Raw genomic sequence first — 18,666 nt, forward strand, 5'->3', positions numbered from 1 at the left:
ATGAACAGTCAACCCATCGATTTTCGCCACACGCTGGTGGCGAAGCACCCGGAACGCTTAAGCCAGATCCGTTACCTGCTGGCAGACAGCGGCCTTGGCCTGGACAACGACATCACGCTGTTTGTCGAAGCCTGGTCCGGCCCGCAGCTGGTGGGTTGCGCAGGGCTTGCCGCCAACGTCATCAAATGCGTGGCGGTCAACGAGCAGCTTCGCGGCGAGAACCTCAGCGCGCGGCTGCTAGCGGAAGTGCAAAATGCGGCGCTGGAGCGCGGCCATTTTCACCTCTTCCTCTGCACCCGCCCGTGCAACCGGGAGCGCTTTGCCCGCAGCGGCTTCTGGCCGATTGCCCAGAGCGGAAACAACGCCGTGCTGATGGAGAACACCCCGCAGGGGATCGAGCGCTACTGCCGTTCGCTCTCGGCGAAGCGCAGGTGCGGGGAAAACATTGGCGCGATAGTGATGAACGCCAATCCGTTCACCCTCGGCCACCGCCATCTGGTGGAGCAGGCGGCGGCGCGGTGCGACGCCCTGCACCTGTTCGTGGTGCGAGAAGACGCGTCGTTCTTCCCGTTCAGCGCCCGCCTCGAGATGGTGCGCGCGGGCGTGGCGCACCTGCCGAACGTCGTGGTGCATGAAGGGTCGCAGTACATCATCTCCCGCGCCACCTTCCCGGCCTACTTCCTGAAGGAGACCGGCAAAGTACAGCAGGCGTGGAGCGAGATCGACGTGCTGATCTTCCGGGACTTTATCGCCCCGGCGCTGGGCATCACGCATCGCTTTATCGGCTCGGAGCCCTTTTGCGACATCACCCGTCAGTACAACCAGACGCTGCACGACCTGCTGGCCTCGCATATCGAGGTGGTGGAAATGCCGCGCATCAAGGCCACCGGCAACGCCATTTCGGCGTCCGAAGTGCGCCGCTTACTGAAGACACAGCAGTTTTCCCGGATCCGGGAGATCGTCCCGGACTCCACCTTCGCGCATCTCGAAGCACATTACCGTGCGAGTGCGGAAGTCGCTTAACTACCAGGAATTTATCATGAAAATTGTAAGGGAGGCGCTGGCCGGAACGCAGGAGTCCAGCGACCTGATGGTGAAAATCGCTCCCGCTCACGGCGAGCTGGAGATAGTCATCCACAGTGAAGTGATTAAGCAGTTTGGCGAGCAAATTCGCCAGGTGGTCAACGACACATTGCGCGCCATGAACGTGCACCAGGGACTTATCATTATTGAAGACAAAGGGGCGCTGGACTGTGTGATCCGCGCTCGCCTGCAAAGCGCGCTGATGCGTGCCGCCGATGACCAGGCCATCAACTGGGGGGCGCTGAAATGAGCAAACTCCGCCGCAGTATGCTGTTCCTGCCGGGCGCCAACGCCGCCATGCTCTCAACCGCGTTTATCTACCGCCCGGACTCCATCATGTTTGACCTTGAAGACGCCGTTGCCCTGCGCGAGAAAGACACCGCGCGCATGCTGGTGTTCCACGCGCTGCAGCACCCGATGTATCAGGATATCGAAACCGTGGTGCGCATTAACCCGCTCAGCACGCCGTTTGGCCTGCTGGATCTGGAGGCCGCCGTGCGGGCCGGCGTGGACGTGATCCGTCTGCCGAAGACCGACACTCCGGACGATATCTACGAACTGGAAGGTCACCTCGAGCGTATCGAGCAGGAGTGCGGCCGCGAGGTCGGCTCCACCCGCGTGATGGCGGCGATTGAATCGGCCATTGGCGTGATTAACGCGGTGGCGATTGCACGCAGCTCTCCGCGCCTGATCGGGATTGCGCTGGCCGCCTTTGACTATGTGATGGACATGCAGACCGAGCGCGGCGACGGCACCGAGCTGTTCTACGCCCGTTGCGCCGTGCTGCACGCCGCCCGCGCCGCGGGCATCGACGCCTTCGACGTGGTGTGGTCAGACGTTAACGACGAGACCGGGTTCCTGCGCGAGGTCGATCTGATCCGCAAGATGGGCTTCAACGGCAAATCGCTGATTAACCCGCGCCAGATTGACCTGCTGCACAACGCCTACGCCCCGACGCAGGAAGAGGTGGATCACGCTAAGCGGGTGATTGAGGCGGCAGAAGAGGGCGAGCGTAACGGCCTGGGCGTGGTGTCGCTCAACGGCAAAATGGTGGATGCACCGATTATTAACCACGCGCAGGTGGTGCTGGAGCGCGCGGCGGCCTCCGGCGTGCGTCGGTAAGGATGAGATGATGAATCAGACAGAACTTCTTCACGTGAATTTTCCCCATCTGCGGGACTTAAAACCGTTTGATACTGCCCACAGCGCGACGCCGTGGCTGGCGGACAGTGACGCGAAGCACAGCCGCAAACTCTGTGCCTCCATTGAAGAGGCGGTTAAGCGCTGCGGCCTGCAGGACGGCATGACCATCTCCTTCCACCACGCGTTCCGCGAAGGCGACCGGGTGATCAACACCGTCGTGGCGCTGCTGGCGCGGATGGGTTTTAAAAACCTGACGCTGGCCTCCAGCTCGCTGATGACCTGCAACGACGCGCTGATCGAACATATTGAAAGCGGCGTTATCACCCGGATTTACACCTCCGGGATGCGCGGCAGGCTGGCGGAGGCCATCTCCCACGGGCTGATGGACGAGCCGGTGCAAATTCACTCCCACGGCGGGCGCGTGAAGCTGCTCCAGGACGGGGAGCTGAATATCGACGTGGCGTTTCTCGGCGTGCCGTGCAGCGATGAATTTGGCAACGCCAACGGCACGCACGGTAAATCCTGCTGCGGCTCGCTGGGCTACGCCATGGTGGATGCGCACTTTGCCCGCAAGGTGGTGCTGCTGACCGAAGAGCTGGTGCCGTTCCCCAATATGCCCGCCAGCCTGGTGCAGGACCAGGTGGACTACATTGTGCAGGTCGACAGCGTGGGCGATCCGGCGAAAATCAGCGTCGGCGCGGCGCGCGTCACCAGCAACCCGCGCGAGCTGATGATCGCCCGCTACGCGGCGGATGTGATTGAGCACTCCGGCTACTTTAAACCGGGCTTCTCGATGCAGACCGGCTCCGGCGCGGCGGCGACCGCCTGCACGCGCTTTATGGAGGAGAAAATGGAGCGCAGCGGCGTGAAGGCGCGCTTTGCGCTCGGCGGCATCACCGGCAGCCTGGTGGATTTGCACGAGAAGGGGCTGATCGAAAAGCTGCTCGATACCCAGTGCTTTGACGGCCAGGCGGCGGCCTCGCTGGCGCGCAACCCGAACCACGTGGAGATCTCCACTAACGTCTACGCCAACCCCGGCAGCAAGGCGGCAAGCTGCGACCAGCTCGACGTGGTGATCCTCAGCGCCCTGGAAATTGACGTCGATTTCAACGTCAACGTCATCACCGGCTCCGACGGCGTGATGCGCGGTGCGTCCGGCGGGCACTGCGACGTGGCCGCCGCGGCGAACCTGACCATCGTGGTTGCGCCGCTGCTGCGCAGCCGCATACCGACGGTCGTGAAGCGCGTCACCACGCGCCTCACCCCGGGGGAGAGCATCGACGTGCTGGTCACCGACCACGGTATTGCGGTCAACCCGGCGCGCCCGGAGATCCGCGAAAGACTCATGGAAGCAGGGCTGAAGATCGTGGATATCAACGCGCTCTTTGAGCGGGCGATTTCCCTGACAGGTGAACCTAAACCGATTGAATTTACCGACAAAATCGTCGGGGTGATCCGCTACCGCGACGGCAGCGTGATCGACACCGTACGACAGGTGAAGGAGTAAGTATGATTTCAGCGACACCCGTGCGGGCGGGTGTCAGCCTGGACGAACTGCTGGCGGCGAAAGAGCGCCGCGCAGCGCGCCAGGCTGACATGCTTGAGCACTATCAACAACCGGTGATTTCCCTCACGCTGGTCACGCCTGGGGAGATCAAAGACAGCCTGCGCTATCGCAACACCATGGGCGTGGCGCTGCAGATGTGCGATCAGCTGCTGTGGGAAAACCGCTGGCAGGTGCTGGACCGCCAGGTGCTGTGGCTCCCGACCGGGCCGGAAGCCATGTGGTGCGTGGCCCATCCTGCTGTGGAAATCAAAGCGCACTGCGCGGAGCTGGAGCAGACGCACCCGCTCGGCAGGCTGTGGGATCTGGATGTGATCTGCCCGCAGCACGGCCACGTCGGGCGTCAGTCGCTGGGGACCAATCTTCGACGCTGCCTGATCTGCGACGAGCCCGCACACGCCTGCTCCCGCTCGCGCAATCATCCCGTTGAGCAGGTGGTTTCCCGCGTGGAGAAGACGATCGATGACTGGTTTGCTCGCGACTAAACCCCGCCCGGCTGACGTGCCCGCGCTTGCCGAAGCGGCGCTGTGGCAGGAGCTGGAGCTGACGCCCAAGCCGGGGTTGGTAGACAAGCTTAATAACGGTTCCCATCGAGATATGGACCACGCGCTGTTTGTCCGCAGCATCGCGGCGATTGCGCCGTGGTTTTCGCGCTTTGCCGAGCTCGGTCGCGCGCATGCAGATAAACCTGCTGCCGAACAGTTAAGGATTATCCGGCCGATGGGGATGGCCTGCGAGCAGGCGATGTACGCCGCGACGAACGGAGTGAACACGCACAAGGGCGGGATTTTTGCCCTGGGTTTACTGTGCTTCGCCGCCGGGCGTGTGAAAGATATCTCCGCAGACAGCCTCTGTTGTGAGGTGAGTAACATCTGCAGCGGGCTGGTGTCGCGGGAGCTGGCCGGGCGCAGCGGACAGGCGACGGCGGGGGAGCGGCAGTATCAGCGGTACGGATTTACCGGCGCGCGCGGTGAGGCTGAGAGCGGCTTTGCGACGGCGCGTAAGGCGATGGCGCAGTGGAACGGACGTTCACTTCACGGCCTGCTGTTACGCCTGATGGCGATAAATCAGGACAGCAATCTGGTTTCGCGCGGCGGCATTGAGGGGCTGCGCTACGTTCAGGGCTATGCGCGGGAACTGCTGGCTGACGGCTGGGACCGCGAGGCGTTGCTCAGAATGGATAACGCATTGATTGAACGGAACCTGAGCCCCGGCGGCAGCGCGGATTTACTGTCGGTGGGGTGGGTGCTCTCTGCAATAAAATAGCCGGGTGGCGGCTACGCCTTACCCGGCCTACGGTCTGGTTTTGTAGGCCCGGTAAGCGCAGCGCCACCGGGCATAACAATCAATGCGCGATCGGCTGTGCACCATTCGGCACGCGAACGTGCTTGTACTTGAACAGCACGATAAACGCGAAGAACAGCACCAGCGAGTACGCCGCGAAGATCAGCCACACCGGCTGCCAGTTGGTGATACCGTTGGTGGTGTACATCTCAACCACTTTACCGCTCACCACACCGCCCAGAATACAGCCGAAGCCGTTGGTCATCATCAGGAACATGCCCTGCGCGCTGGCGCGGATTTCAGGCTTCACCTCTTTTTCCACAAACACGGAACCCGAGATGTTGAAGAAGTCGAAGGCGCAGCCGTAAACAATCATCGACAGAACCAGCAGCACGGTGCCGAACGGGCTTGGGTCGCCGTAGGCGAACAGACCGAAGCGCAACATCCACGCCGCGATACTGATCAGCATAACGTTCTTGATGCCGTAGCGGCTCAGGAAGAACGGGATGGTCAGGATGAACAGCGTCTCAGAGATCTGAGAGATGGACATCATCACTGACGCATGCTCAACGATAAAGCTGCCGGAGAACAGCGGGTTGTTATCGAAGCTGTGCAGGAAGGTGTTGCCGAACATGTTGGTGATCTGCAGTTCCGCGCCCAGCAGCATGGAGAAGATAAAGAAGATCGCCATGCGTTTGTTTTTAAACAGCGCGAAGGCATCCAGGCCGAGCATGGTGCTCCAGCTCTGGTTTTTCTGCTGGTTTGAAACCGGAATGGTTGGCAGCGTCAGGGTGAACAGCGCCAGCACCACGGAGAGCGCAGCACCGATGTAGAGCTGCATATGGCTCAGTTCAAAGCCCGCGAAGCTCACGCCCCACATCGCCATGATAAAGCCGATGGTGCCCCAGATACGGATTGGCGGGAAATCAGTCACGATATCCATATCCGCAGATTTCAGGCGGTAGTAGGAGATGGTGTTGATCAGCCCAAGCGTTGGCATATAGGCCAGCGAGTTAAGCAGGATCACCATGAACATCGCCCCCGGCGTGGTCACCTGGGCTGCCATAAACAGCGTCCCCGCGCCCACCAGATGGCAAAGCATGTACAGCCATTTGGCACTTAACCATTTATCCGCCACGATCCCCAGCAGCGTTGGCATGAAGACAGCCGCAATACCGAGCGAGCTGTATACGGCACCGATTGACGCACCGTCGAACTTGAGCGTCACAAACATATAGGAGCCGAGTGTAGTCAGCCAGCTACCCCACAGGCAGAACTGCAGAAACGACAATATTTTAAGCTGCAGCTTAAGGTTCATGTTACTTTCCTCACAAGTGAGCGGGAGATATGTTGTTATAGAAACATTCAGGGTTGTTATTTGATGCAATTCTATCAGTTGGCAACGATATGTTTTGTTACCTCCCGCAAAAAAATGCAATCCACATTAATTTGCAGTTTGGATTGTGATGCAAATAACATTTTCGTATGGGTGGTGATGAATGAGTGCGGCCTGATGCCCTCACCCTAACCCTCTCCCAGAGGGAGAGGGAACTTGAATACCCTCTCCCTCTGGGAGAGGGCAGGGTGAGGGGTAGTTCTAGCGACGACGGTAGTTCTTCTGCGCTGTATTCACTTTATACAGATAACGACGGGATTCCGCAGACGGGTGGCGAGTGGTGAGGGTGGCGTACACATCCCCCGGCGCCATGCTGTTGATGATATTTGCGGCCTGCACTTTGTCATTCGAGAACACGCGCAGCACGCTGCCCGCGCCGCCGTTATAGGCGGTGATCACCGCATAGCGGCGCGAGGTTGGGTTATCAATCCCGCCCAGGTAGACATTGTTCAGCATCGCCAGATAGGCCGTGCCGGTATCAATGTTGCTCTGCGGATCGAACAGATAGCTGCGGCTCGGCGTGCCGGATTTCCCCTGCGCGCGGAAGACGTCTTTACCGGCGCTGTGCTGCACAACCTGCATCAGCCCCAGGGCGTCGGAACGGCTCACCGCGTACGGGTTGAACGAGGATTCGGTCTGCATAATCGCCAGGATCAGCGACTCATCCACGCCGTACTTGCGCGAAGCCTGACGCACCATCCCAATGTACTTATGCGCACGCTTGTCGAGGTGGTTCGGGACGAGGTTGATGGTGACGCTGTAGATAATCTTCAGGCCGTTAGAGCGGCTTTTCAGGCGCGTCTGCAGCAGGTAGTCGGCAAATTTCGTGGCGCGACCTTCCCAGCGGATTGGCTGACCGGTCTGATCCACAACCTGACCGTACAGGAACGGTTCTTTGGAAATGGTGATATCGTCGGCATCTGAGTAGAGATCGATAGAGCCCGGATCGTCACCCATCAGCAGGGTTTTGATAATTGCCTGACGGAGCCGTGCCGCAGGGTCTGTGCCTGCAATGGTCTCAATCGTGATCGTACCCTCATCAAAGTTGATGTGGCTACGGGTCTGATAGGCATCGGTGTACTTAACGTAGTCCTTAGGTCCGGCAATAAGAACTTCGTTAAATCCCCATATATTCTCGATGTTGTGGGCAAACTGCCCCATCAAAATGTCAAAACCGTTGGTGTCCTTGATCCAGGCTTCGTTGTAATCTTCGCCTTTTTTTGACGAACACGAGACAAGCAACGGCGCAACAAGGGCTAGCGCTAAAAGTTTTTTCATCATTCCGGGAGTGCGTGTTGTGTTTGCTTTAACGGCGGGGTTTCCCCCGCACGCTGTTATTTTTCCGGTGGCGTATAGCCTTCGATGTGCACGTCTTTACCTTCGAACAGGAAGCTCACCATCTCCTGCTCCAGCAGCTTCCGGTGTTCCGGGTTCATCATGCTGAGTTTTTTCTCGTTGATCAGCATGGTCTGCTTTTTCTGCCACTGTCCCCAGGCTTCTTTGGAGATCTCATTGTAGATGCGTTTACCCAGGTCGCCCGGATAAAGCTGGAAATCCTGGCCTTCAGCGTCACGCTGCAGGAAAGTACAAAAAATCGTTCTGGCCATACTCATTCCTCTTTTTTAGCCGATGCTAAACCATTGCACCGGCACGTAATTGCTGTAACAGGCGCTCCACGGGAGCCGCCAGCCCGACTGATGGCGGTTGCGCTAAGTTATACCAGAGAGCGGTGCCTTCATCCATGCACGAGGTGAATGAGGACACGGGAAGCCACATCGGCACAATATCCAGGTGGAAATGGCTGAAGGTGTGGCGAAACGCGGTCAGCTGCGTCAGGTTATCGGCAGCAATCCCGCGCTGTTTAAGCCATTCACGCAGCAGCGCTTCATTTTCAAACTGTGGGAAGCAGTATAGACCGCCCCACAGGCCGCTCGGTGGACGCTGGGCCAGGAAGACGTCGTCGCCGTGCTGCATCAGCAGCATATAGCCGGTGCGCTCCGGCAGCGTCTGCTTGGGTTTCTTACCGGGATACTGCGCCCACGAATGGTTGGCATACGCCACGCAGAGATTATTTACCGGGCAGAGTTCGCATTTCGGCTTTGAGCGCGTGCAGACCATCGCGCCGAGATCCATCATCGCCTGATTAAAACGCTCCACGCCGTTGGCTGGGGTGACATCTTCACTGATCTCCCAAAGACGTTTTTCAACGTCCTTCTTCCCCGGCCAGCCTTCTACGGCGTAGCAGCGCGCCAGCACGCGCTTCACGTTGCCGTCGAGGATCGGGAAATGCTTGCCTAAAGAGAGGGAGAGAATGGCACCTGCGGTTGAACGTCCGACGCCGGGCAAGTCCGCCACCTCGTCAAAAGTTTCCGGGAATTTACCGTTGTGGCGCGTCGCGACCTGCTGTGCCGCTTTGTGCAGATTGCGCGCGCGGGCGTAGTAGCCAAGCCCGGTCCACAGGTGCAGCACCTCGTCCAGCGGCGCGTTCGCCAGATCGGTCACCGTCGGGAAGCGCGCCATGAAACGCTCAAAGTAAGGGATCACCGTGGCGACCTGCGTTTGTTGCAACATCACTTCGGAGAGCCATACTTTGTAAGGCGTTTTTTCAATTTGCCAGGGCAGGGTTTTACGCCCGTATTTGTCGTACCAGTCCAGCACCTGGGCTGAAAATTGAGAGGCTTGCATGGTCATCGATTCGCATAATCAGGGACGCCGATTGCAGCACAGCGTCAATCTGCTGTAAACCGGATCTTTCCCATGCTTGCATAGAAGCCTTAACTTTGGATAATGCCCGTTTCCCGAACATTCTCACAAGCAGACAACTCTTTTATGAAAAACGACGTCATTTCACCGGAATTTGATGAAAACGGTCGCCCGCTGCGCCGTATTCGCAGCTTTGTCCGCCGTCAGGGTCGCCTGACAAAAGGGCAGCAACACGCGCTGGACAACTACTGGCCGGTGATGGGCGTTGAGTTCAGCGAGCAGCCTCTGGACTTTGCCGGGCTTTTTGGCCGCGAAGCGCCGGTCACGCTTGAGATCGGTTTTGGTATGGGTACCTCGCTGGTGGCCATGGCTAAAGCGCGTCCTGAGCAGAACTTCCTCGGTATCGAAGTACACTCCCCGGGCGTCGGCGCGTGTCTCGCAACGGCTCATGAAGAGGGCGTTGAGAACCTGCGCGTGATGTGTCACGACGCGGTAGAAGTGCTGCACAAAATGATTCCTGACAATTCTTTAACCATGGTTCAGCTCTTTTTCCCTGACCCGTGGCACAAAGCACGTCATAATAAACGCCGTATCGTTCAGGCGCCGTTTGCCGAGCTGGTAAAAAGTAAGCTGAAGCTCGGCGGTGTCTTCCATATGGCGACCGACTGGGAACCGTATGCGGAACATATGCTGGAAGTGATGTCGTCTCTGGAGGGTTACAAAAACCAGTCTGCGAGCAACGACTATGTACCGCGTCCGGAATCGCGTCCGGTAACGAAATTTGAACAGCGTGGCCATCGTCTTGGTCACGGTGTATGGGACTTAATGTTCGAGAGGGTGAAATAATGGCAAAGAACCGTAGCCGTCGTCTGCGTAAAAAAATGCACATCGAAGAATTCCAGGAAGTGGGTTTCTCCGTTGCGTGGCGTTTCCCGGAAGGCACCAGTGTAGAACAGATCGATCGGGACGTAGATGCGTTCATCAATGACGTGATCGAGCCTAACAAGCTGGCCTTCGACGGTAGCGGCTACCTGGCATGGGAAGGTCTGATCTGCACCCAGGAAGTGGGTAAATGCACCGAAGAACATCAGGCGCTGGTACGTAAATGGCTGGAAGAACACAAGCTGGAAGATGTCCGCGTCAGCGAACTTTTCGACGTTTGGTGGGACTAATAAAGTAGTCAAGGGCCAGCATTAGCTGGCCCATTTTGTCTGAGGGAGTGTTTAAGATGCGCAAAACGTTGCTGGCCGTTGCTTTGATGGCTACCGGATTCACCGCCCATGCGGAGTATAAATGTAGCGTCACCCCGCGTGATGACGTGGTGTTAAGCCCGCAAACCGTGCAGGTCAAAGGCGAGAACGGCAATCTGGTGATTACGCCGGAAGGAAACGTCACCTTTAACGGCAAACAGTACAACCTGACAGCCGCACAGCGTGAGCAGGCGAAAGACTACCAGGCCGATTTGCGTACCGCCCTGCCATGGATTAACGACGGCGCGCTGACGCGCGTTGAGAAAAGCCGCGTCGCGCTGGACAAGATCATTACCAAAGAGGTGGGTGAGAGCAGCAATATGCGCACCCGCCTGACCAAGCTCGATAAGCAGCTCAAAGAGCAGATGAACCGGATTATCGAGACGCGCACCGACGGCCTTACGTTCCACTACAAGGCGATTGATCAGGTCCGCGCTGACGGGCAGCAGCTGGTGAACCAGGCGATGGGCGGCATCCTGCAGGACAGCATAAACGAGATGGGCGCCAAAGCGGTGCTGAAAGGCGGCGGTAACCCGCTTCAGGGCGTGCTGGGCAGTCTGGGCGGCCTGCAAACCTCCATTCAGAACGAGTGGAAGAACCAGGAAGATGATTTCCAGAAGTTCGGTAAAGACGTGTGTAAACGCGTGGTGTCGCTGGAAGATAGCCGGAAGGCGCTGGTGGGGACGCTGAAGTAAGGTTTCTGCGCGCTGGGCCCCTCACCCCGGCCCTCTCCCTGTGGGAGAGGGTTAGGGTGAGGGTATCAGGCTCTGCAGTCGTTGCAGTATAACCATCATCACCTCCTCCTCATTTGCCCTAAATTCATTATTCCAGAACCGTAAAACGTCCCAGCCGTTTGCATTTAAGAACGTGGTTCTTCGTAAGTCATACGCCTCTTTTTCCTGATGTTGCCCTCCATCCAGCTCAACGATCAGCTTCGCCTTAAAGCAGGCAAAATCGACGATATATGTGCCAACCGGCATCTGACGGCGAAACTTATACCCAAAGAAGCGACGACCTCTGAGCAAATACCAGAGGCGTAATTCTTCGGGCGTCATTTGTTTGCGGAGTTGTTTTGATTTGTCCATCCCCACACTCTGCCAGCCTTTCCCTCAGCCAGCAGAACGGGATGCGAAATCCTGAATCAGCCTTCAGGAATCTTCGGCGAGGAACAGCTCAAGAAGGGAGTTTAAGAACAGTTTGCCGTGCTCGGTAATCTGCCAGTATTCCTCACATTCCGTGAGATACCCCTGCGCCAGCGCTTCGTCAATCTGCGGGCGAATCACCGCTTCCGGCAGCCCGGTGTAACGCGCAAACTCTGCACGTGGCGCGGCTTCCAGCAGGCGGAAGCGGTTCATAAAGAACTCAAACGGCTTATCCGCCGCCTCGACGTCATGCTGACGCTCAAGGTAACGGCCTTCCATATATCCGCGCGGATGGCGAGTCTTCGCCGTGCGCAGAATGCGCCCGTCAGGGAAGGTGACCTTACCGTGCGCGCCGCAGCCAATCCCCAGATAGTCGCCAAACCGCCAGTAGTTCAGGTTGTGCTGACACTGGTAGCCCGGCTTCGCGTAGGCCGACGTTTCATACTGCTGATAGCCTGCGGCAGTTAACAGCTGATGGCCCTGCTCGAAGATATCCCACAGCGCATCGTCATCCGGCAGCACAGGGGGACGCGAACCGAACAGCGTGTTTGGCTCGATGGTGAGCTGGTACCACGAAAGATGCGGCGGGTTAAGTTCAATCGCCTGGCGCAGATCGTCCAGCGCCTCTTCCAGCGACTGGTCCGGCAGGCCGTGCATCAGATCCAGGTTAAAGCTGCGAAGGTTAAGCCCCGTCGCCAGGTGTGCCGCACGCTTCGCCTCTTCCGGGCCGTGAATGCGCCCCAGGCGTTTCAGTTTCGGCTCGCTAAAGCTCTGCACGCCGATGGAGATGCGGTTCACCCCCGCGCGCTGATACTCGACAAAACGGTCGGCCTCAACGGTGCCGGGGTTGGCTTCCATCGTAATTTCAGCATCCGCTGCCAGGTTCAGACGTGCGCGCACGCCGTCCAGCAGCGTCTGCATCGCCGGGCCGGACAGCAGGCTCGGCGTACCGCCACCAATGAAAATGGTCTTAACTTCACGTCCCTGTGCGTAAGGTACATCGGCGTCCAGGTCGGCCAGCAGATGCGCAACATAGTCATCGTGCGGCACTTCGCCCTTCAGCGCGTGCGAGTTGAAATCGCAGTACGGGCATTTCTGCACGCACCACGGGATATGAATATAAAGACTCAGAGGTGGCAAATTAGCCATTACGCAGTGCTTCCAGTAACAGTTTCAGCGCGCGTCCACGGTGGGATATCGCGCTTTTTTCTTCGCGGGTCAGTTCCGCAGCGGTTTTGCTCTCGGACGGGACATAGAAAATCGGGTCGTAGCCAAAGCCACCGTTGCCTGCCGCTTCGCGGGTAATCATCCCCGGCCAGCTGCCGTGGCAGACGATGGGGGTTGGGTCTTCAGCGTGACGCATATAGACCAGCACGCAGTGGAACTGCGCGGTACGCTGCTCGTCAGGCACGTCCTTCAGCGCGACAAGCAGCTTTTCCAGATTCTGCTGGTCGGTAGCGTCAACGCCGGAATAGCGTGCAGAGTAAATCCCCGGCGCGCCGCCGAGAAAATCAACGGCCAGGCCGGAGTCGTCGGCAATTGCGGGCAGGCCCGTAATCTGCGCGGCATGGCGTGCTTTCAGGATCGCGTTTTCGATAAACGTCAGCCCCGTCTCTTCGGCGGAATCCACGCCAAGATCGGTCTGAGCGACCACATCCAGCCCAAAATCATTTAATAGCGAGGCCAGCTCGCGCACTTTACCGGCGTTACCGGTCGCGAGAACAACTTTCTGCATGGTTTAGTCCTGTTCTGTCAAAGCCGCGACTTCCGTCGGGATCGATTGCGGGTTGAGGATTTTTACCTGTTTATGCCGCCCCAGCTCGCCTTTTTCAATGATGACCTGGCTTTTAGCCACGCGAAACTGTTTTGCCAGATATTTGGTCAGATGCGCGTTCGCCTGGCCGTCAACGGGTGGGGCAGTGATGGCGACTTTTAACTCGTCGCCATGCAGTCCAACAATACTGTCGCGGCTGGCTTTCGGCTGTATATACAGCCGCAAAACCAGCCCGTCAGCGCAGGTGCTTACTGCACTCATAGCGCCATCCACAGCCCCGGCAGCAGCATATCGCCCGTGGACTGTAACAGCTCAGCGATCCCCATATTGACCACATAGAGCAGCAGAACCAGGATCATCGGGGAAAAGTCGATGCCGCCCATAGACGGAAGCAGGTTACGGATTGGACGCAGCAGCGGTTCGGCCAGCTGAATCAATGCGTACTCTACCGGGCTGCGCCCCTGACTGACCCAGCTCATGATTGCCATGACCAGCAGCACCCAGAAAATCAGCAGACCGACGGTTTTGATCAGAATCAGGACGGCGGCAATCCAGATAATCGGCTGGAAGGTGATGACCATAAACAGCACGATTGCTTTGATAACGCTCAGAATAAACGCCACCAGCAGAGACGAACTGTCGATGGGACCCATTGCCGGGATAATACGGCGCAGCGGTCCGACAATAGGTTGCGTGATTTTCACGACAAACTGGGAGAACGGATTGTAAAAGTCACAGCGGGCCCACTGCATCCAGACGCGCAGCAAAAGCGCCATCGTATACAGCTCAAGCACTGTAGAGAGCAGGAAAGTCAACGTCTTCATGGCGTTCCTCAGGTTTCCTTATTATTGGGTGTAGTCGCGCGCACCGAAAATGGCTGTACCGATGCGCACCATAGTGCTGCCTGCCGCGATGGCGGCTTCCATATCATCCGACATGCCCAGAGAAAGCGTGTCTACCGTGTCATAGCGCGCTTTAAGCGCCTCAAATGCTACAGCCATTTGCTGTGCCACGGCAAACTGCCTTTCATAACTTGACTCAGGCGCCGGGATTGCCATCAGCCCGCGCAGGGTTAAGCGCGGCAGTGCGGCTACCTCTGCTGCCAGCGCCTCCAACTCGCTCAGCGCAATGCCGGACTTGCTGTTTTCGTCGCTAATGTTGACCTGAATCAGCACGTTAAGCGCAGGCATCTCCGCCGGACGCTGGTCATTCAGGCGGGTAGCAATGCGCAGACGATCAATGGTGTGGCACCAGTCGAAGTGCTCTGCCACCAGACGGCTTTTGTTCGACTGCAGGGGACCAATAAAGTGCCACTGCAGATGCGTATTCCCCTGTTCCTGGAAGTAGCGAATTTTATCCACGCCTTCCTGGACGTAGTTCTCACCAAACGCCCGCTGGCCTGCATCAATGGCTTCTGCGATGGCGCTCGCAGGCTTCGTTTTGCTGACTGCAAGTAACGTAATTTCTTCTGAAGCACGGCCGCAACGCGCTGCGGCGGCTGAGATTTTGTCCCGGACCTGTGCCAGGTTATGCGCAATGTCGTTCATTTTCCGAGGAGTAGTCTATGGATGTGGAAGAAATGGTGGCGCTTAGTGTAAAGCATAATGTCTCCGATCTACACCTGTGCAGTGATTCACCACCCCGCTGGCGTATTTCAGGCCGCCTTGAGCCGGCACCGTTTCCGCCGCCTGACGTCGAAGCGTTGTTAAAAGCGTGGCTCAACGACGAGCAGCAGGGAATATGGTGGGCAAGCGGGCAGGTAGATTTTGCCGCGACGGTGGCGGGGGGCCAGCGCCTGCGCGGCAGTGCCTTTAAGCAGATGAACGGTGTCTCTGTGGCACTTCGGCTGTTGCCGCGTACCTGTCCACAGCTCGTTTCGCTGGGCGTGCCGCGGGCAATCCCGGAACTGTTATCCAATGAGGCCGGGTTGATTCTGGTGACCGGGGCGACGGGCAGCGGCAAATCCACTACGCTCGCGGCAATGGTCGATTTCCTCAACCACCATACCGACGGCCATATTCTCACGCTCGAAGATCCGGTGGAGTTTATCTACCAGAGTGAACGCTGCCTGATACAGCAGCGGGAGATGGGGCAGCACAGCCCGTCATTTGCTGAAGCGCTGCGCAGCGCGTTGCGCGAGGATCCGGACGTGATTCTGCTGGGGGAACTGCGCGACAGCGAAACGATCCGCCTGGCGCTGACGGCAGCGGAAACCGGGCATCTGGTGCTGGCGACGCTGCATACGCGCGGGGCATCGCAGGCGATTGAACGGCTGGTCGATACGTTCCCGGCGCAGGAGAAAGATCCGGTGCGTAACCAGCTGGCCGGCAGCCTGCGGGCGGTACTGGCGCAGAAGCTGGTTCCTGACTTACAGGATGGGCGCGTCGCGCTGTATGAACTGCTGGTGAACACCGCCGCAGCGGCGAATCTCATTCGCGAAGGAAAAACATGGCAACTGCCCGGCATCATTCAAACCGGTCAGCAGGCAGGTATGCAGAACTTTGACCAGAGCCTGGCGGAGAGACGGGCGCAGGGGCGGCTGTAGGCCCCTGTGCTCAATAGCCCTGTTCGAAATAGCTTTCGAGGATGATAACGGCAGAAGCGGAGTCTACGCTGCCTTTGTTGAGCGCCCGGAAGCCGCCGTGCTCAAACAGACCCGCGCGCGCTTCAACGGTGCTGAGACGCTCGTCGTGAAGCTTCACGGAGACGCCAAAGCGGCCATGGATTTTATTGGCAAACTTACGCGCCCGGGCGGTAAGCGGCTGTTCCGTGCCGTCCATGTTCAGCGGCAGCCCAACAATCACGTCGTCCGGCTGCCACTCTTTGAGCAGACGCTCAATGAGGTTCCAGTCTGGCGTGCCGTCGTTGGCCTTCAGGGCCGTAAGCGGGCGTGCGGTACCGGTGATGCGCTGACCAATGGCGACGCCAATGCTCTTCGTACCGAAATCGAAGGCCAGAAGTGTTCCGCTCATCAGGCGTGCCCCGCGACGCCAGGCATGGTCAGAATATCAATGCCAATCAGCTTCGCCGCGTCACGCCAGCGATCGGCGATAGGGGTTTTAAACAGGATATTCATGTCCGCAGGGGCGGTAAGCCAGGCATTATCGAGGATCTCTTGCTCAAGCTGGCCTTTCTCCCACGAAGAATAGCCCAGCGCCACCAGCACTTCAGAAGGCTGCTCAGCGGTGCCCAGCGTTTCCAGCACGTCGCGCGAGGTGGTGATGACGGTGTTATCCGAAATTCGAATACTGGAGGAGAATACCGGCGGCGTATGGAGGATGAAACCGCGATCTTCTGCGAGAGGTCCACCCAGCATCACGGGTTTATCGAGCCGGATCTCCGGCAAGCGCGCTTCAGCCGGGATTTTCAGCTTGTCCAGAATCCCTTCAACCTGAAGGTTTTCCAGCGGTTTGTTGATGATAATGCCCATCGCGCCGTCTTCATTGTATTCACAAATATAAACCACAGCGCGGCGAAAAATCGGGTCCTGGAGAGCAGGCATGGCAATAAGAAAGTGATGCTGTAAATTCATTGTCAGAGGTACTGTTTCCTGGTTTAAAAAGCGACAGCGACCAGTATGCGGAGAAACCCGGGCGCTGTCACTCATTGGTGGGTTATTTCTGCAGGCGTTTTTCGATAGCGTCCATCAGCATTCCGGTAATGGAGACCGGGAATTCCGCTTCAATTTCACGAATGCAGGTCGGGCTGGTGACGTTCACTTCCGTCAGGCGGTCGCCGATGATATCCAGGCCAACGAAGATCAGGCCCTTGGCCTTGAGGAGCGGACCGACGCGGCGGGCAATTTCCCAGTCGCTTTCGGTCAACGGGCGCGGCTCGCCGCGGCCACCGGCGGCCAGATTACCGCGGGTTTCGCCACCCTGCGGGATACGTGCCAGGCAGTAAGGAACCGGTTCGCCATCCACCACCAGAACGCGTTTGTCGCCGTCTTTGATCGCCGGAATATAGTTCTGCGCCATGCAGTAGCGGGTGCCCAACTCGGTCAGCGTTTCGGCAATCACGCCAATGTTCGGGTCGCCTTCCTTCACGCGGAAAATCGACGCGCCGCCCATGCCGTCCAGCGGCTTCATGATGATATCGCCGTGCTTCTGCCAGAATTCCTTTAGCTGGGCTTTGCTGCGGGTTACCAGCGTTTCAGGCGTCAGGTCAGAGAACCAGGCGGTGTAGAGCTTCTCGTTGCAGTCGCGCAGGCTTTGCGGTTTGTTGACGATCAGCGTTCCTTTCTCTTCAGCACGCTCGAGGATATAGGTGCAGTAGATGTACTCGGTGTCGAACGGCGGATCTTTACGCATCAGAATGACGTTGAGATCGGCAAGCGCAATGTCCTGCTCTGTGCCGAATTCGTACCATTTGTCGTAGTTCTGCTCGACGTTAACGATGCGGGTGCGCGCGCGGGCTTCACCGTTGATCAGGTAAAGATCGTTCATCTCCATATAGTGGAGTTCATAGCCGCGACGCTGCGCTTCCAGCAGCATGGCGAAGCTGGAATCTTTCTTGATGTTAATGTTTGCGATGGGGTCCATCACGATGCCGAGCTTGATCATCTTTCTCTCCAATATGCGTCAACCCAGATCGCCAAACCGTACCTGTAGCGCGGTAATGGCCGTGAGTGCCGTTGTCTCAGTGCGCAGAACGCGAGGTCCCAACAGAATATCAGTAAACTGGTAACGTGCCGTCATCGCAATTTCGTCCGCCGAAAGCCCACCTTCGGGGCCAATCAGCAGGCGTACGCGCTCAACGGGCAAGGGCAGCGTATTGATGCTGGCGCTGGCGCGCGGATGAAGATTGAGTTTAAGTCCACTGTCCTCTTCTGCACACCAGTCTTCCAGATCCATCGCCGGGCGGATCTCCGGAATACGGTTGCGGCCACTCTGTTCACAAGCCGCAATGGCAATTTTCTGCCACTGCTGAAGCTTTTTGTTCAGACGTTCCGCATCCAGTTTAACGCCACAGCGCTCAGAAAAAAGTGGCGTAATGAGGCTTACACCCAGTTCAATGGATTTCTGAATCGTGAACTCCATCTTTTCCCCGCGCGACATGACCTGACCCAGATGAATGTGCAGCGGTGATTCGCGGTCATCTACTTCGCCACGCAGCACGTTAACGTGCACGCTTTTTTTATCGGACCGCGTAATTTGTGCGTCGAAAACCTGGTTTGAGCCGTCGAACAGCTGAATGGCCTGACCTGCGCCCATGCGCAGCACGCGGCCAACGTGGTTGGCGGCGTCATCAGACAGGGCGATTTCGCGACCTGCGGTAATCGGTTCAGGATGGTAAATGCGGGGAATGCGCATAGTCAGAAATTCCGT

At 58.0% G+C, this 18,666-nt stretch carries 24 protein-coding genes; 10 read left to right on the top strand and 14 right to left on the bottom strand.

Annotated features, from left to right (window positions below):
- From citC to citG, 6 genes are read left to right on the top strand one after another with little or no spacing between them, the layout of a single operon-like run.
- A complete protein-coding gene (citC, locus tag ABR39_RS17095; protein WP_047347889.1) occupies window positions 1-1,023 on the top strand; it encodes a [citrate (pro-3S)-lyase] ligase in 1,023 nt (340 codons plus the stop codon).
- Window positions 1,024-1,039: 16 nt separating this feature from the next.
- Window positions 1,040-1,333: a citrate lyase acyl carrier protein gene (gene citD, locus ABR39_RS17100; RefSeq protein ID WP_023333363.1), complete on the top strand. Its 294-nt coding sequence runs from the start codon at window positions 1,040-1,042 to the stop codon at window positions 1,331-1,333.
- Window positions 1,330-2,205, top strand: coding sequence for a citrate (pro-3S)-lyase subunit beta (citE, locus tag ABR39_RS17105; protein ID WP_047347890.1), 876 nt, complete (start codon window positions 1,330-1,332; stop codon window positions 2,203-2,205). The genes citD and citE overlap by 4 nt, the downstream gene beginning before the upstream one ends.
- Before the next feature lie 10 nt (window positions 2,206-2,215).
- Window positions 2,216-3,733 (top strand): citrate lyase subunit alpha, encoded by a 1,518-nt coding sequence (gene citF, locus ABR39_RS17110; RefSeq protein ID WP_047347891.1) that lies wholly within the window; start codon window positions 2,216-2,218, stop codon window positions 3,731-3,733.
- 2 nt (window positions 3,734-3,735) lie between these two features.
- Window positions 3,736-4,275 carry a citrate lyase holo-[acyl-carrier protein] synthase gene (gene citX / locus ABR39_RS17115; RefSeq protein ID WP_047347892.1) on the top strand — a complete coding sequence of 180 codons (540 nt, stop codon included), beginning with the start codon at window positions 3,736-3,738 and terminating at the stop codon, window positions 4,273-4,275.
- The gene (gene citG, locus ABR39_RS17120) at window positions 4,253-5,056 is read left to right on the top strand and encodes a triphosphoribosyl-dephospho-CoA synthase CitG (protein WP_047347893.1); all 804 of its coding nucleotides are present in this window, start codon (window positions 4,253-4,255) and stop codon (window positions 5,054-5,056) included. Before citX ends, citG begins: the two co-directional genes overlap by 23 nt.
- Before the next feature lie 79 nt (window positions 5,057-5,135).
- Here citG and ABR39_RS17125 read toward each other — a convergent pair whose 3' ends face one another.
- The 4 genes from ABR39_RS17125 to mutY form a co-directional block, all read right to left on the bottom strand.
- Entirely contained in the window at window positions 5,136-6,392 is a 1,257-nt protein-coding gene (locus ABR39_RS17125; protein WP_047347894.1) for a nucleoside permease, read from the bottom strand.
- 279 nt (window positions 6,393-6,671) lie between these two features.
- A complete protein-coding gene (mltC, locus tag ABR39_RS17130; protein ID WP_047347895.1) occupies window positions 6,672-7,748 on the bottom strand; it encodes a membrane-bound lytic murein transglycosylase MltC in 1,077 nt (358 codons plus the stop codon).
- 56 nt (window positions 7,749-7,804) lie between these two features.
- Complete coding sequence (locus ABR39_RS17135) at window positions 7,805-8,077, bottom strand: oxidative damage protection protein (RefSeq protein ID WP_023309138.1); 273 nt, start codon at window positions 8,075-8,077, stop codon at window positions 7,805-7,807.
- Window positions 8,078-8,102: 25 nt separating this feature from the next.
- Window positions 8,103-9,161 carry an A/G-specific adenine glycosylase gene (mutY, locus tag ABR39_RS17140; protein WP_047347896.1) on the bottom strand — a complete coding sequence of 353 codons (1,059 nt, stop codon included), beginning with the start codon at window positions 9,159-9,161 and terminating at the stop codon, window positions 8,103-8,105.
- A gap of 138 nt (window positions 9,162-9,299) precedes the next feature.
- Between mutY and trmB the strand changes: the two genes are divergently transcribed.
- Genes trmB through ABR39_RS17155 form a run of 3 tightly spaced genes read left to right on the top strand, consistent with a single transcriptional unit; the run spans window position 9,300 to window position 11,118 of the window.
- Window positions 9,300-10,019, top strand: coding sequence for a tRNA (guanosine(46)-N7)-methyltransferase TrmB (gene trmB / locus ABR39_RS17145; protein ID WP_047347897.1), 720 nt, complete (start codon window positions 9,300-9,302; stop codon window positions 10,017-10,019).
- The gene (locus ABR39_RS17150; RefSeq protein WP_047347898.1) at window positions 10,019-10,345 is read left to right on the top strand and encodes a YggL family protein; all 327 of its coding nucleotides are present in this window, start codon (window positions 10,019-10,021) and stop codon (window positions 10,343-10,345) included. Before trmB ends, ABR39_RS17150 begins: the two co-directional genes overlap by 1 nt.
- Before the next feature lie 56 nt (window positions 10,346-10,401).
- Entirely contained in the window at window positions 10,402-11,118 is a 717-nt protein-coding gene (locus ABR39_RS17155; protein WP_047347899.1) for a DUF2884 domain-containing protein, read from the top strand.
- 51 nt (window positions 11,119-11,169) lie between these two features.
- On the opposite strand, the gene ABR39_RS17160 is transcribed toward ABR39_RS17155, so the two are convergent.
- The 6 genes from ABR39_RS17160 to ABR39_RS17185 all read right to left on the bottom strand — a co-directional run bounded on the left by ABR39_RS17160 (window position 11,170) and on the right by ABR39_RS17185 (window position 14,886).
- Entirely contained in the window at window positions 11,170-11,508 is a 339-nt protein-coding gene (locus tag ABR39_RS17160; RefSeq protein ID WP_047347900.1) for an endonuclease domain-containing protein, read from the bottom strand.
- 63 nt (window positions 11,509-11,571) lie between these two features.
- On the bottom strand, window positions 11,572-12,714 hold the full coding sequence (gene hemW / locus ABR39_RS17165) for a radical SAM family heme chaperone HemW (RefSeq protein WP_047347901.1): 1,143 nt from the start codon (window positions 12,712-12,714) through the stop codon (window positions 11,572-11,574).
- Window positions 12,707-13,300 carry an XTP/dITP diphosphatase gene (locus ABR39_RS17170; protein ID WP_047347902.1) on the bottom strand — a complete coding sequence of 198 codons (594 nt, stop codon included), beginning with the start codon at window positions 13,298-13,300 and terminating at the stop codon, window positions 12,707-12,709. The genes hemW and ABR39_RS17170 overlap by 8 nt, the downstream gene beginning before the upstream one ends.
- A gap of 3 nt (window positions 13,301-13,303) precedes the next feature.
- Entirely contained in the window at window positions 13,304-13,600 is a 297-nt protein-coding gene (gene yggU, locus ABR39_RS17175) for a DUF167 family protein YggU (RefSeq protein ID WP_014885193.1), read from the bottom strand.
- A complete protein-coding gene (locus ABR39_RS17180; protein ID WP_047347903.1) occupies window positions 13,597-14,163 on the bottom strand; it encodes a YggT family protein in 567 nt (188 codons plus the stop codon). The genes yggU and ABR39_RS17180 overlap by 4 nt, the downstream gene beginning before the upstream one ends.
- A 21-nt stretch (window positions 14,164-14,184) precedes the next feature.
- Window positions 14,185-14,886: a YggS family pyridoxal phosphate-dependent enzyme gene (locus ABR39_RS17185; protein ID WP_047347904.1), complete on the bottom strand. Its 702-nt coding sequence runs from the start codon at window positions 14,884-14,886 to the stop codon at window positions 14,185-14,187.
- A 17-nt stretch (window positions 14,887-14,903) separates the two neighbouring features.
- On the opposite strand from ABR39_RS17185, the gene ABR39_RS17190 reads away from it, so the two are divergent.
- Window positions 14,904-15,884 (top strand): type IV pilus twitching motility protein PilT, encoded by a 981-nt coding sequence (locus ABR39_RS17190; protein WP_047347905.1) that lies wholly within the window; start codon window positions 14,904-14,906, stop codon window positions 15,882-15,884.
- Window positions 15,885-15,894: 10 nt separating this feature from the next.
- Here ABR39_RS17190 and ruvX read toward each other — a convergent pair whose 3' ends face one another.
- From ruvX to rsmE, 4 genes are all read right to left on the bottom strand, one after another.
- Window positions 15,895-16,311: a Holliday junction resolvase RuvX gene (gene ruvX, locus ABR39_RS17195; protein WP_047347906.1), complete on the bottom strand. Its 417-nt coding sequence runs from the start codon at window positions 16,309-16,311 to the stop codon at window positions 15,895-15,897.
- The gene (locus ABR39_RS17200) at window positions 16,311-16,871 is read right to left on the bottom strand and encodes a YqgE/AlgH family protein (RefSeq protein ID WP_008499752.1); all 561 of its coding nucleotides are present in this window, start codon (window positions 16,869-16,871) and stop codon (window positions 16,311-16,313) included. The genes ruvX and ABR39_RS17200 overlap by 1 nt, the downstream gene beginning before the upstream one ends.
- 82 nt (window positions 16,872-16,953) lie before the next feature.
- Window positions 16,954-17,901, bottom strand: coding sequence for a glutathione synthase (gshB, locus tag ABR39_RS17205; RefSeq protein WP_047347907.1), 948 nt, complete (start codon window positions 17,899-17,901; stop codon window positions 16,954-16,956).
- A gap of 18 nt (window positions 17,902-17,919) precedes the next feature.
- Window positions 17,920-18,651 (bottom strand): 16S rRNA (uracil(1498)-N(3))-methyltransferase, encoded by a 732-nt coding sequence (gene rsmE, locus ABR39_RS17210; protein WP_047347908.1) that lies wholly within the window; start codon window positions 18,649-18,651, stop codon window positions 17,920-17,922.
- Window positions 18,652-18,666 lie beyond the last annotated feature (15 nt).

This window comes from Enterobacter genomosp. O, assembly GCF_001022965.1.
Classification (GTDB): Bacteria; Pseudomonadota; Gammaproteobacteria; order Enterobacterales; family Enterobacteriaceae; genus Enterobacter; species Enterobacter cloacae_L.

Bases quoted from the DNA above. Each gene is read 5' to 3' on its own strand.
- citC (WP_047347889.1), top strand. From the start codon at position 1: ATGAACAGTCAACCCATCGATTTTCGCCACACGCTGGTGGCGAAGCAC.
- citD (WP_023333363.1), top strand. From the start codon at position 1,040: ATGAAAATTGTAAGGGAGGCGCTGGCCGGAACGCAGGAGTCCAGCGAC.
- citE (WP_047347890.1), top strand. From the start codon at position 1,330: ATGAGCAAACTCCGCCGCAGTATGCTGTTCCTGCCGGGCGCCAACGCC.
- citF (WP_047347891.1), top strand. From the start codon at position 2,216: ATGAATCAGACAGAACTTCTTCACGTGAATTTTCCCCATCTGCGGGAC.
- citX (WP_047347892.1), top strand. From the start codon at position 3,736: ATGATTTCAGCGACACCCGTGCGGGCGGGTGTCAGCCTGGACGAACTG.
- citG (WP_047347893.1), top strand. From the start codon at position 4,253: ATGACTGGTTTGCTCGCGACTAAACCCCGCCCGGCTGACGTGCCCGCG.
- ABR39_RS17125 (WP_047347894.1), bottom strand. From the start codon at position 6,392: ATGAACCTTAAGCTGCAGCTTAAAATATTGTCGTTTCTGCAGTTCTGC.
- mltC (WP_047347895.1), bottom strand. From the start codon at position 7,748: ATGAAAAAACTTTTAGCGCTAGCCCTTGTTGCGCCGTTGCTTGTCTCG.
- ABR39_RS17135 (WP_023309138.1), bottom strand. From the start codon at position 8,077: ATGGCCAGAACGATTTTTTGTACTTTCCTGCAGCGTGACGCTGAAGGC.
- mutY (WP_047347896.1), bottom strand. From the start codon at position 9,161: ATGACCATGCAAGCCTCTCAATTTTCAGCCCAGGTGCTGGACTGGTAC.
- trmB (WP_047347897.1), top strand. From the start codon at position 9,300: ATGAAAAACGACGTCATTTCACCGGAATTTGATGAAAACGGTCGCCCG.
- ABR39_RS17150 (WP_047347898.1), top strand. From the start codon at position 10,019: ATGGCAAAGAACCGTAGCCGTCGTCTGCGTAAAAAAATGCACATCGAA.
- ABR39_RS17155 (WP_047347899.1), top strand. From the start codon at position 10,402: ATGCGCAAAACGTTGCTGGCCGTTGCTTTGATGGCTACCGGATTCACC.
- ABR39_RS17160 (WP_047347900.1), bottom strand. From the start codon at position 11,508: ATGGACAAATCAAAACAACTCCGCAAACAAATGACGCCCGAAGAATTA.
- hemW (WP_047347901.1), bottom strand. From the start codon at position 12,714: ATGGCTAATTTGCCACCTCTGAGTCTTTATATTCATATCCCGTGGTGC.
- ABR39_RS17170 (WP_047347902.1), bottom strand. From the start codon at position 13,300: ATGCAGAAAGTTGTTCTCGCGACCGGTAACGCCGGTAAAGTGCGCGAG.
- yggU (WP_014885193.1), bottom strand. From the start codon at position 13,600: ATGAGTGCAGTAAGCACCTGCGCTGACGGGCTGGTTTTGCGGCTGTAT.
- ABR39_RS17180 (WP_047347903.1), bottom strand. From the start codon at position 14,163: ATGAAGACGTTGACTTTCCTGCTCTCTACAGTGCTTGAGCTGTATACG.
- ABR39_RS17185 (WP_047347904.1), bottom strand. From the start codon at position 14,886: ATGAACGACATTGCGCATAACCTGGCACAGGTCCGGGACAAAATCTCA.
- ABR39_RS17190 (WP_047347905.1), top strand. From the start codon at position 14,904: ATGGATGTGGAAGAAATGGTGGCGCTTAGTGTAAAGCATAATGTCTCC.
- ruvX (WP_047347906.1), bottom strand. From the start codon at position 16,311: ATGAGCGGAACACTTCTGGCCTTCGATTTCGGTACGAAGAGCATTGGC.
- ABR39_RS17200 (WP_008499752.1), bottom strand. From the start codon at position 16,871: ATGAATTTACAGCATCACTTTCTTATTGCCATGCCTGCTCTCCAGGAC.
- gshB (WP_047347907.1), bottom strand. From the start codon at position 17,901: ATGATCAAGCTCGGCATCGTGATGGACCCCATCGCAAACATTAACATC.
- rsmE (WP_047347908.1), bottom strand. From the start codon at position 18,651: ATGCGCATTCCCCGCATTTACCATCCTGAACCGATTACCGCAGGTCGC.